Consider the following 11,764-nt stretch of genomic DNA (forward strand, 5'->3'; position numbering starts at 1 on the left):
CATGCTTGATGAAAAAGAAACAGCAAAGCAAGTTGAACGAGAAGAAAATCGAAAAAAGAATCTTACTGTTTTAGGGCAGGAAACGGAATTTGATGGCGTTTTAAAATTTACCGATAACTTGATAATAACTGGAAAATTTAGTGGAAAAATTGAATCGTCCGGCGATTTAGAGATAGAAAAGAGTGCAATCTGCGATGTGGATTCTATAAAAGTAAATTCCGCAGTTATATCTGGCAAAGTGAACGGAAATATAACCGCGTTAGAACGAGTAGAGATGTGTTCTGGCAGTAAAATAAAAGGCGATATAGAAACTGGACGAATTAGGATAGCAGACGATGTCGACTTTGAAGGTCAAGTTACTATGATAGAAAATCCTCCAGAGGTGGATTTGTTTTCGGTTGCCTCGGATGAATTTAGGAGAGCCTTGGTTATAAAATCTGATTTGCCACACTGATGAAAAATCAAAATTCCTTGACTTTTCTTTTTATAAAACAATATAATCAAGGCATCAATTCTTTTTTTAATTCATTAAAAATATAAATCCAATAAAAATTGTTTGTAAATGAAGTTTACTTTTTTATAAAAAAATCTTTTAAATAAACCCAATCTTATGGAGAAACAAAAATGGCTTTGATTAAGCGCCGTTTTATTGACAGGTCAGAAGGTTCTAAAAAAGAAAATGAAGAACCACAACAACAGCTTGAACTGGAAATTCAGCCCCAGTCATACGAAAGTCCGTTGCAGACCAGCGATGCGGAAAATCATTCACAGGAGCGCGACTTGAGCAGTGAAGAAAGAACTGAAACTGAAGATTCTGATGATTTTGTTCAAAATGAAAATTCGCAAGAGAATGATTCTCAAGATAAATCTTCCAAGGTTATCGTAAAGCCTAGACGCAGAGTTGTTGTTACATCAAAAAATGAAGGCGAAAAATCAAATACGCGTTCATTTCAAAATAATAGAAAAACTTCCTATCGTGAACGAATTGCTGCACGAAATGCCGCTCGTGATGAGGCAACTGCTGCTGCTCAGATTATTGAAAATCCCGAAGAATATGAGTCGAAACCTCGTCTTTTGATAAACGACCTTACAAAGATGAGCATGCCAGAATTAAGAAAAATGGCTATCGATTATGGTTGTGTAGAAGAAGATATTCCTTCGATGAAAAAACAGGAATTGATATTCAATATTTTAAAGGCACATACAGAGCACGGCGGTTTGATTTTTGCTTCTGGCGCGTTAGAGATTCTTCCAGACGGATATGGATTTCTGCGCTCGCCACAAAACAGCTATCTTCCAGGTCCCGATGACATCTACATAAGCCCAAGTCAGATTAGACTTTTTAACTTAAAAACAGGGGATACGGTTTACGGACAGACTCGCTCGCCAAAAGAGGGAGAAAGATTTTTTGCTCTGCTTAGAATAGAAACCGTAAATTTTGATGAGCCAAGAGTTGCACAGACTAGAGTTCCTTTTGAAAATTTAACGCCACTTTATCCAAATGAAAAACTCACTTTAGAAACTGTAAGCGCGGAATATTCTGGTAGAATTGTAGATTTATTTGCTCCAATAGGAAAAGGTCAGCGTCTTTTGATTGTTGCTCCGCCAAAGGCTGGAAAAACGATTTTGATGCAAAAGATTGCAAACGCAATAATTGCAAACAATCCAGAAGTTTATCTTATAGTTCTTTTGATTGATGAACGCCCTGAAGAAGTTACCGATATGGAAAGGGCGATAAAAGGAGAAGTTATTTCTTCAACTTTTGACGAACAGGCAACCCGCCACGTTCAAGTTGCAGAAATGGTTTTGGAAAAAGCAAAGCGTTTAGTTGAACACGGCAGGGATGTCGTAATACTTTTGGATTCTATTACAAGACTTGCCAGAGCGTACAACATAACAGTTCCAACTTCTGGAAAAGTTCTTTCTGGTGGTGTTGATTCAAATGCGTTGCACAAACCAAAGCGTTTTTTTGGAGCGGCACGCAATATAGAAGAGGGCGGCTCACTTACGATTGTTTCTACAGCATTGATTGAAACTGGAAGTCGCATGGATGAAGTTATCTTTGAAGAATTCAAAGGAACAGGAAACTCAGAAATCAACCTTGACAGAAAACTTGCCGAAAGGCGTTTGTTCCCTGCTATCAACATCAAAAAGTCGGGAACAAGAAAAGAAGAATTGTTGCTTTCTGAAGATGAACTTCAAAAAATCTGGGTTTTGCGTAAGGTTATTGCTCCAATGGAAGACATTGAAATTACAGAGCTTATCTTGCAACAGATGAAAAAGAGCAAGGACAACAAGGCTTTTCTTTCTAACATGAACACGGGTTCTGCTGCACAGGATTAATTAAGTATTCATTTATCGCCTGAATTCTTATAAGGTGACTATGAAAAATTTTTTTTGCAGGTATGTAAAATTTTGGCAAGGGGAGTGAAATCTTTTTGCCTTTCTGTCAATTTTTCTGCATATATCTGCCAGTTTTTTTTTCGACAAAAATTTGTCAAACTGGTTACAAAAATTATACCTAGTTGACGAGACTTATCGTAAATAGGTAAAATATAAAAAATCTTTGTGGTATTAACTTGCTTCTTAACAGTGATGAAATGATAGTAATTTTTTTGTAGTTACTAGAGATGACTGGAGTTGCTTTAATATCGGGCAAAGAATTTAAGGAGAATAAACTATGAGATCAGGTATTCATCCAGAATACAAATTGACCAAAATTACTTGCGCTTGTGGCAATGTAATTGAGACTCGCTCTACAGTGCAGAACATTACAACAGAAATCTGCTCTGCTTGCCATCCTTTTTACACTGGCAAACAGAAACTTGTAGACACCGCAGGTCGTATCGAACGCTTTAATAAGCGATTTGGTCTTGCTTCAAAAGAATCAAAATAAGATTTTTACGAAGAAACTTTTTATCAATGAACCTTTCCCTTAACGGAAAGGTTTTTTTTATGCTGGCCTAAATTTCTTTATCTTTTTCTACATTTTTTAAGCTTTTTGCTGAGGGAAAATTTCAATTTAATTTTTAGATAGCAAGTTTTTTTGCCAGTGCTATTTATTTTTGATTTTTACTATCTTTTATACTGAGATTCTGTCGATTTTTTATTTTCAGATTTAAAAGTCTACTAGCTTTTCAAACCTCATTCTGCATTATTTTACTTTTATTTTCCAACATCTGTGGATTTTTTTGCCTTTAAAATCTTCTGGAATCGATTTTTCTGTCATATCTTCTATATCAAATTCAAAATCCTGTACCTTTGCCTTTAATTCTTCTTCGCTAAATGGAAGCCTTTTGCTGTTTGATGAAAAATATAAAATTCCATTTTTGCGGAGCAACTTTAAAGATTTTGCACACAAATCAGCCCAGTCTCTGTTTATATCCAGAATATTTTGGGTCGCTTTAGAATTAGAAAAAGTCGGCGGATCTAAAATTATCAAATCGAACCTATTTGAGCCTTCGCTATTTTCAACTTCCGCATTTTTTTGATTTAAAAATCCGTTTACATCCTGCCTTGTGTAAAAAAACTTTTTTTTGTCGAAAAATCCATTCAACTCCATGTTTTCTTTTGCCCAAGAAAGATATGTATTGCTCAAGTCAACAGATTCAATCCTTGCCGCTTTTCCTTCCGCCGCATAGACAGAAAAACTTCCTGTATACGAAAAAAGATTTAACACTGATTTCCCAGCACAAGATTCGCGAATAATCGCTCGTAGAGGTCTGTGGTCTAAAAAAAGCCCCGTATCAAGATATTCGCTCAAATTTATTTTAAAAATCTGCCCGCATTCTTGAACAAGCCCTTCAATTTTTTTCTCGCTTTCAATTTTTTCGTATTGCGCAGTTCCAGCCTGTTTTTTTCGAATCTTTGTTATCACGTTCGCTTGCGGAATCTGCAAAACTTTTGCAAGCGATTTTTTCATCGCATTTAACCACGGTTCAAATTCTTCTTCGGAAGTTTCATTTGATTTTTCGTAAGCGTAAAGATGTGCAAACGTCCGTTTTTTTGTATTTTCGATTGTTTTTAAATCGTTTGCAGAAATCAAGGCGGAATTCTCTTTTAGCCAGAGTGCACATTCAATTTTTTCGCTTATGTGTTCAGGCAAAAATTCGTATAAATCTACTGCGAGCGGAATTTCTGGAATGTCGCGGTCATAAATGCGAAAACAATTTATCCGATTTTTTCTCGCCCATTTTTTTAAAAGCTTATATTTTTTTGCAACCCTGTTTTCAAAAAGCGTCGCTTGATATTCGATTTTATTTTCCATAAGTTCACCGATTTTACAAAAAAAATGCTAAAAAATATATACCGTTTTTATTTTAGAATTTGGGCGGCTTTTTGCCTGCGCAAAAATCGTGCTTTGCGGAGTTGCGCTATCGCTCCATTGGCTTACGCCAACGGCTACGCCGCTCCTCCAATCACTGCCGCACTGTCGCACAAGTAGGTACGACTTACGAATAATGCTGACAGTTTTGCAAAAATTGTCCCTTAAAGAAAAACACGGATGTTTGTCGCACAGGAGGTGCGACCTACGAATAATGTTGACAGTTTTTCAAAAACTGTCCCTTTAAGAAAAACACGGATGTTTTTCTTTAAGTACAATCCCTGCCGCTTTGGTTGATATGTATGGTAAAAAAAGGTATAATTTTCTAACAATTTCAAACAAATATCGGAGTATTTGCTGCACAGATTTTCTCCTGATAAAAAAGATTTGGTTTTATGGATTATTCACAGTTAAATTTAGATGAAAAACTTTTTAAAGGTATTCAAGAAGCAGGTTATATAAGTTGTACTCCAGTACAGGAAGAAGTATTAAATGTTTCTCTCGATGGAAGAGATCTTTATGTTCAGTCGCAAACTGGAACAGGAAAAACCGCTGCGTTTTTAATCACCATAATGCAGCAACTTTTACAAAGCTCAAGCGAGTCTCATAAAAATGCATTAATAATGGTTCCAACGAGAGAACTTGCAGTTCAAGTTGAGCAAGAAGCGCAAAAACTTGGCAAATATACTGGTTTAGGTTTTGCCTCTTTTTACGGCGGAGTAGGCTACGAAGAGCAAATTTCAAAACTCAAAAAAGGAGTCGATATAATCATTGGAACTCCAGGCCGCATAATAGATTTAAAAGAATCCAATAAAATGGATTTGAGCAAAGTTTGCTATCTTGCTATCGATGAAGCCGACAGAATGTTTGACATGGGCTTTTATCCGGATTTAAGAAAAATCGTAAAATTTCTTCCACAAAGCACTTCTAGGCAAACAATGCTTTTCTCTGCAACTTTAAACTCCTATGTAAAAAATCTTGCTTGGGAATACACTCATGAAGCAAAAGAGATTACGATTGAAAGTCAAAACATAACCGTTGACGAAATCGTCCAAGAGCTTATTCACGTTTCAAGCGAAGATAAAATCCGACTTCTGCTTGGAATCATAAAAAAGGAAAATCCAGAAAGCCTTATAATCTTTTGCAATACAAAAAAGATGTGCGAAATTTTGTCTAAAAGACTTTTGATAAACGGCATCAAAAATGAATATATAATCGGTGATTTACCGCAAAGCAAGCGTTTAAAAATAATGAACAGTTTTAAATCTTCAAAGATAAATTGTCTTATCGCAACCGATGTTGCTGCTCGCGGAATCGATGTAAACGATTTGGCTATGGTCGTAAATTATGATCTTCCAAACGAGGCAGAAAATTACGTTCACAGGATTGGGCGCACAGCACGCGCTGGAAAATCCGGAAAAGCGTATACTTTTTGCAGCGAGCAAGATGTGTATTCTTTAATGCCGATTGAGCGCTATATCGAAAAGCAAATTCCCAATCGTTTAGCAGGAGATGAAGATTTTGTAGAAGATAAAAGCAAGGATGTTTTTATAAAACTCGATAGCGATGAAAAGAGAAATCCGTTCAAAGCATTAAAAAACGAAAGAGAAAAACGTTCAAAGTTAAAAAAACATTCAAAAAGCGAAAAAAATCTTTCAAAAAAAGAAAAACCGCTTCGCTCTTCTGATGAAGAACTTGAAAAATTGAGTTCAATGACATCAGACGAAAGAATGCAATACTACAAGAATAAATATTCAAAACAAAAATCTGACGAATCTTTTAAAAGTTCATCAAAATCTAAAAGAATTGATAAAAATTCTAGCAGGAATTCTAAAAAACGAGAAAAGAATTTTTCATCAATTTCATCAAAGAAATCTTCTTCCCAAAATTATAAAGTGAACAAAAAAACAGAAACTAAGAAAATTGGACTTTTTTCTAAAATAAAAAGTTTCTTTTCAAAACAAATTTAAAATTCTATCAAAAAAATCCGCATACGAAGCGGAGAAATAAAATCTGCGTAAAAGGCGCAATTGGAGATAAAAATGATTACAGTTTCAGACGTAAGCCTGCACTTTAGCGAAAAACCTCTTTTTAAGGACGTTAATCTTAAGTTTACGGCAGGTAACTGTTACGGAATTATAGGTGCAAACGGTGCTGGAAAATCCACTTTTTTAAAGGTTTTAACAGGAGAGCAGGATCGGGATTCTGGGGAAATAATAATAACTCCTGGCGAGCGTATGGCGGTTTTAAAACAGGATCACTTTGCGTTTGACAGTTACACCGTAAAAGAAACAGTTTTGATGGGCTATCCAAAACTTTATGAAGTTTCAAAAGAGCGCGATGAAATTTATGCAAAGGCTGATTTTACAGAGGAAGACGGAATAAAATCTGCAGAACTCGAAGCACAATTTGGAGAACTTGGCGGCTATGAGTCCGAAAATCAGATAGAACAGATGCTTTCTGGGCTTGGACTTGAAGAGCGCTATCACGATAAGGTGATGAAAGACCTCGATGAATCTCAAAAAGTTCGTGTACTTTTGGCACAGGCTCTATTTGGAAATCCTGAAATTTTAGTCCTTGATGAACCTACAAACGGTCTTGATCTTGAATCTATCACTTGGCTGGAAGACTTTTTACTGGATTTTGAAAATATCGTAATAGTTGTAAGTCATGATCGTCATTTTTTGAACACAGTTTGCACAGTAACTTGCGATATTGACTATGGAAAGATAACTCAATTTGCAGGTAACTACGACTTTTGGTATCAGATGAGCCAACTTCTTCAAAAACAGGCAAAAGACCAAAAACGCAAGAACGAAGAGAAAGCGAAAGACCTTAAAGAGTTTATTCAAAGGTTTGCTTCCAATGCAGCAAAATCAAGGCAGGCTACAAGCCGCAAAAAAGTTTTGGAAAAACTTGAGCTGGAAGATTTGCCAGTTACGAGCAGAAAATTTCCTTTTGTTCAGTTTAAGCCAGACAGAGATATAGGAAGCAATGTGCTTGAATGTCGCAAATTGTGTTCTAAAGACGATGATGGTCTTGCATTGTTAAATGATTTTAATCTTATTGTTAATCGAACAGATAAAATCGCCTTTGTAGGAATCGAGCACAACTGCATTTCCTCGTTATTTGATATAATCTCTGGAGAAAAAAAGGCAGAAAGCGGCGAATATTTTTGGGGGCAGACTACGAGTTTGTCTTACCTTGGTCGCGACAACAATAAGTATTTTGACAACGATTATAATATAACCGAATGGCTAAAGCAGTATTCTAAAGAGCAGGATGACGCTTATGTTCGCGGATTTTTGGGAAGAATGCTTTTTAGCGGCGACGAATCGCTTAAAAAAGTAAAAGTTCTTTCTGGAGGCGAAAAAGTTCGCTGTATGCTTTCAAAATTGATGCTTGCAGGTTCAAATGTTCTAATAATGGACGACCCTACAAATCACTTGGATTTGGAAGCGATAGAAAGTTTGAACAGGGCTCTGGTCGATTTTTCTGGAGTTATAATGTTTACAAGCCACGACCATGAATTTATTTCAACCGTTGCAAATCGCATAATAGAAATAACTCCAAAAGGGGTTATTGATAGGATGATGCCATTTGACGATTATATGGAAGATGAACAGGTTCGCTCTCTTCGTGAAGAATTTTATAAAGGTTCTGACAGAAAGATTAAATTTTAAAAACTTATAATTTTAGAATTTTTTATAAAAATGCTATTGACCAAAATTGTTGGAATCTATATCATTCTAACATCACGCCGCAGTAGCTCAGTTGGTAGAGCGCCGGACTGAAAATCCGTATGTCGTTGGTTCGATTCCAACCTGTGGCAAGAAAGGCTTCTGTGATTGCAGAGGTCTTTTTTTATGCCTGAATGATTAGTTTATGATGATTTGTAATATGCATTGTTAAAAAAAACTGTTTTATTTCCGTATCAAAAAAAATCATCGACAAAATAAAAAAAACACAACACAGCTAAAGCTCGATATAAAAATCGTTTCGCTTTGTAAGCTTATGTTGTGTTTTTCACTTTTTTGTTATAAGAAGAGTATTCTTATACTTTTACATCTGGATTTTTTTCGCCGAATTGCTCCATCAGTTCGCTGCAAATTTCATCGCGTTTTATTCCTGCTTTTTCGCGGTTTTTTATGTGTTTATATGCTTTGAACAAAGTTGAAGGTCCAATTTCAGAAGAGAAGAATCCTATTCCTTGATTCCATGCTAGTAGTTCAAAAACATCATCAAAAGCAGCACTGTCTATTCCGTGAACATACGCTTTTACGAGTTCGCGTGTTGCCTGTCGCATTCTTCCAGCGCCTACTGCATTTGTAAGCGAAAGGAGCAATCGTGTTTCATAAGGCAAATATCTTTTATCATTGTTCCAGGTTAAATCCCAAAAATTTACTGTTAAATTTCCCAAATCTTCGTCAATTATTGGAAAGTTTAAAAGTGCCGCTGGTCTAAAAGGAATTTCCATTCCTGCTTCATCGATTTTTGTTCTATAAAAATAGACATGCCATTCATTTTCGCCCACTTTTTTTGTAAGGCGTTCAAATCCTAAGCCGTCCATTACTTCGTAAAGCGGAAGAGGTTCAAACTTTTGGATTATTTCAATTCCTTCTCCAACTTTCATTTTGCAAGCTTGTTCTCTCAATGCTGGGAAAAAATTGCCCTGTGCGCCTCGTACATCCATTTTTTTGAATGTTGAAATTTTATCTTCCCAAGAAACTTCGTTTGAAGATTCGTTTATGAGATTTTGAATCGCGCTTATCAATTCGTTTTCTTCCATTCCGCTTCGCTCTATCATATCCTGTACGGTTGCTTTTGGAAGCATGATATTTGCCATTGGAGTTTGAAGCATTTTAAATTTTGGATTTATTTTTGCAAAATCTTTTTTAAGAAATGGATATTTTTCAATCAAATCTGAAACTTTTGTTTCTTTTGTAATATTCATAAAAACCTCCTTTTCGGTTTTGTTTGTTAGCGTAAAATAACATAGCGTTTGAGTTTATTCAACTGTCTGGAGTGGGAATTGCAAAAAAATGAGCGATGATAATTGCCTTGGGGCTTGATATTTTCTATATTTTTATATTTGCATTTATAATATTTTATAAAGAAAATTGTAACTTAGATTTTTTTAGGTTAGAATTAGCACATCATTGGAGGATTATTATGAAAATTATAAAAAAAGCCTTAGCTTTTACACTTACAGCTTTTGTTGGTGTTTCTGCGTTTGCGTTTGATCCAGCTGCTCTTGCAAGCACTCTAAACGCAAAAAGCGGACAAATAAGTGCTGGACTCGACGATTTTGCAAAGCAACTTTCAATTTCTGTTCCTCAGGCTGCAACACAGCAAAATGTTTGGGCAGACGCTTATATAGGAAAACTTTTTCCTTCTGTAGTTCCGCACTTTGGTGGTGGTTTAAACATGGGGCTTACCCACATAAATACAAGTGGCTTAAAAAAAGCGATTGAATCTTTGGGTTTGAGCGATATTGACATTAAAAACGATTATTATTTTCCTGTATTTACTGCAGATTTGCGCGTTGGAGGTGTTTTGTTGCCTTTTGATGCAGGAATTGCTGTTATGAAAACAGGAAAATTGAGTACTTCAAAATTTGGTGCAGACCTCGATGTAGACCTTCTGACTATTGGAGCAGATGTTCGCTATGCAATGTTTGAAGGTGGACTTGTAATGCCAAAATTGAGTATTGGAGCTGGTTATTTTTACAATCAGGGAACTTTTGGAGTTGATTCTGATTACGCAAAGGCCACTGTAGACTATAAAGTTCACACTATGTATGCACAGGCTCAGCTTTCTAAAAAGTTTCTCTTTGTTACTCCTTTTGTTGGTTTAAGAGGGCTTGTTTCTAAATCTAACAACGAATGGAATTGGGAATACAAATCTACTTATGCAACTCAAATTGCGAATGCTGCAACTCTTGCAAGTATTCCTGTCCCAAAACTAAAGGATAACGGTGCTTATACAACTTCAAATTTTGATTTTAATGCGATTCAACCACAGGTTTTTGCAGGCGTTGGAGTAAATTTCTTGATTATAGATTTTACTTTGAGCATTACAGCAGATCTTAGAAACATTAAAGATGATGGACTTTGGTCAGGTGCTGCAAGCTTAAGGCTTTCAATCTAATTATCTAGTTATAAGACTTAAAAATTTTTCAAGGCTACCATTTATGGTAGCCTTTTTTGTACATTAAAAATCCTAACAAGTTTTACATCGCATCAAACTCGTTTTTATTATTGTCTAAAGGCTGTAAGCGTGTCATAATAACACATATATGAGCGTTAAAATCGTGTTTGCTGGTGGTGGTACTGGAGGGCATATCTATCCAGGTCTTGCAGTAGCAGATGAATTAAAAAAACTTGCAAAAGAAAACAACATCGACATAAAAATATATTGGTTTGGAAATACAGGAAAATTAGACAAAAAATTGGTTAAGAGCAGTGGAAGTGCGGATTTTTTTGTTTCCATTCCATCTGGAAAATTTAGAAGATATTTTTCTTTAAAAAATCTTTTTGATTTATTTAAAATATTTGCAGGCTTTTGCGTTTCATTTTTTCGACTTTTTTTTATAAGACCGACAATTCTTTTTTCAAAAGGCGGTTTTGTCTCTGTTACGCCTTGCCTTGCTGCAAAGATACTAAAAATCCCTGTCTTTACACACGAGTGCGATTTTACTCCCGGGCTTGCAACAAAAATTAACAGTCGGCTTGCGTCTAAAGTTTTGGTTTCGTACGAGGAAACTGTAAAATTTTTGCCGCAGAAAATTCAATCAGAAGCTATTGTTACAGGAAATCCTGTTAGACCTGCTTTTTATGAGGCGAATGTAGAGCGAGGTTTTAACTTTCTTTTTGGTGATGAAAAAAAATCTCGTGATGATTTAAAACCCATACTGTTGATTTTGGGCGGAAGTTTAGGTGCTCATCAATTAAATTCGCTCGTAAAAGAAAATCTCAACTGGCTTACCGAACGCTTTTTTGTAGTTCATCAGTGCGGCGAGAAAGATAAGGATTTTGTTCCTGAAAAATCTGAAAATTATCGTCCTTATCCTTTTATATATAACCAGATGCCAGACGTTATTGCCTGTTGCGATATTGTGCTTTCTAGAGCAGGAGCAAATACTCTTTGGGAAATCGCGGTTTTAGGCAAACCAAGCATCTTAATTCCTCTTTGCGGAAGTGGAACTCGTGGAGACCAAGTTGATAACGCTCATTTTTTTGAGAAAACTGGCTGTGCTTTTGTTTTGGAAGGCGATGAAGCAAATGCTGAGCAGTTAAAATCTGCACTCGAAAAACTTTCCAACTCAAATATCAGAAATGAGATGTCAAAAAAAGCTCTTTTACTTGGTGGAAAAGAACGCCCAGCACAAAAAATTGCCCAACTTATTTTTAAAGATATAACAAAATCTTGATTTTTGGA

The 11,764-nt window shown here is 35.7% G+C and carries 9 protein-coding genes and 1 tRNA gene; 8 read left to right on the plus strand and 2 right to left on the minus strand.

Annotated features, from left to right (window positions below):
- Position 1 precedes the first annotated feature (1 nt).
- From FXX65_RS00460 to rpmE, 3 genes are all read left to right on the plus strand, one after another.
- Positions 2 to 454 (plus strand): bactofilin family protein, encoded by a 453-nt coding sequence (locus FXX65_RS00460; protein ID WP_147614621.1) that lies wholly within the window; start codon positions 2 to 4, stop codon positions 452 to 454.
- A 170-nt stretch (positions 455 to 624) separates the two neighbouring features.
- The gene (gene rho, locus FXX65_RS00465) at positions 625 to 2,343 is read left to right on the plus strand and encodes a transcription termination factor Rho (RefSeq protein WP_147614622.1); all 1,719 of its coding nucleotides are present in this window, start codon (positions 625 to 627) and stop codon (positions 2,341 to 2,343) included.
- Between the two features lie 337 nt (positions 2,344 to 2,680).
- Positions 2,681 to 2,896, plus strand: coding sequence for a 50S ribosomal protein L31 (rpmE, locus tag FXX65_RS00470; RefSeq protein ID WP_147612630.1), 216 nt, complete (start codon positions 2,681 to 2,683; stop codon positions 2,894 to 2,896).
- A gap of 258 nt (positions 2,897 to 3,154) precedes the next feature.
- Here the strand turns inward: rpmE and FXX65_RS00475 are convergent, their stop codons facing one another.
- Positions 3,155 to 4,267: a class I SAM-dependent methyltransferase gene (locus FXX65_RS00475; RefSeq protein ID WP_147614623.1), complete on the minus strand. Its 1,113-nt coding sequence runs from the start codon at positions 4,265 to 4,267 to the stop codon at positions 3,155 to 3,157.
- 452 nt (positions 4,268 to 4,719) lie between these two features.
- Between FXX65_RS00475 and FXX65_RS00480 the strand changes: the two genes are divergently transcribed.
- The 3 genes from FXX65_RS00480 to FXX65_RS00490 all read left to right on the plus strand — a co-directional run bounded on the left by FXX65_RS00480 (position 4,720) and on the right by FXX65_RS00490 (position 8,156).
- Complete coding sequence (locus FXX65_RS00480) at positions 4,720 to 6,294, plus strand: DEAD/DEAH box helicase (protein WP_147614624.1); 1,575 nt, start codon at positions 4,720 to 4,722, stop codon at positions 6,292 to 6,294.
- Between the two features lie 72 nt (positions 6,295 to 6,366).
- Positions 6,367 to 8,007 carry an ABC-F family ATP-binding cassette domain-containing protein gene (locus FXX65_RS00485; protein WP_147614625.1) on the plus strand — a complete coding sequence of 547 codons (1,641 nt, stop codon included), beginning with the start codon at positions 6,367 to 6,369 and terminating at the stop codon, positions 8,005 to 8,007.
- 76 nt (positions 8,008 to 8,083) lie between these two features.
- Positions 8,084 to 8,156: transfer RNA gene (locus FXX65_RS00490), tRNA-Phe, on the plus strand.
- A gap of 222 nt (positions 8,157 to 8,378) precedes the next feature.
- Here FXX65_RS00490 and FXX65_RS00495 read toward each other — a convergent pair.
- Complete coding sequence (locus FXX65_RS00495; protein ID WP_246104321.1) at positions 8,379 to 9,278, minus strand: DUF1858 domain-containing protein; 900 nt, start codon at positions 9,276 to 9,278, stop codon at positions 8,379 to 8,381.
- Between the two features lie 218 nt (positions 9,279 to 9,496).
- Here FXX65_RS00495 and FXX65_RS00500 point away from each other — a divergent pair, with 218 nt between their 5' ends.
- Positions 9,497 to 10,474, plus strand: a complete 978-nt coding sequence (locus tag FXX65_RS00500) for a hypothetical protein (RefSeq protein ID WP_147614626.1) — start codon at positions 9,497 to 9,499, stop codon at positions 10,472 to 10,474.
- Positions 10,475 to 10,622: 148 nt separating this feature from the next.
- The gene (locus FXX65_RS00505) at positions 10,623 to 11,756 is read left to right on the plus strand and encodes a UDP-N-acetylglucosamine--N-acetylmuramyl-(pentapeptide) pyrophosphoryl-undecaprenol N-acetylglucosamine transferase (protein ID WP_147614627.1); all 1,134 of its coding nucleotides are present in this window, start codon (positions 10,623 to 10,625) and stop codon (positions 11,754 to 11,756) included.
- Positions 11,757 to 11,764: the final 8 nt, after the last annotated feature.

The sequence above is a fragment of the Treponema pectinovorum genome (assembly GCF_900497595.1).
GTDB lineage: Bacteria > Spirochaetota > Spirochaetia > Treponematales > Treponemataceae > Treponema_D > Treponema_D pectinovorum.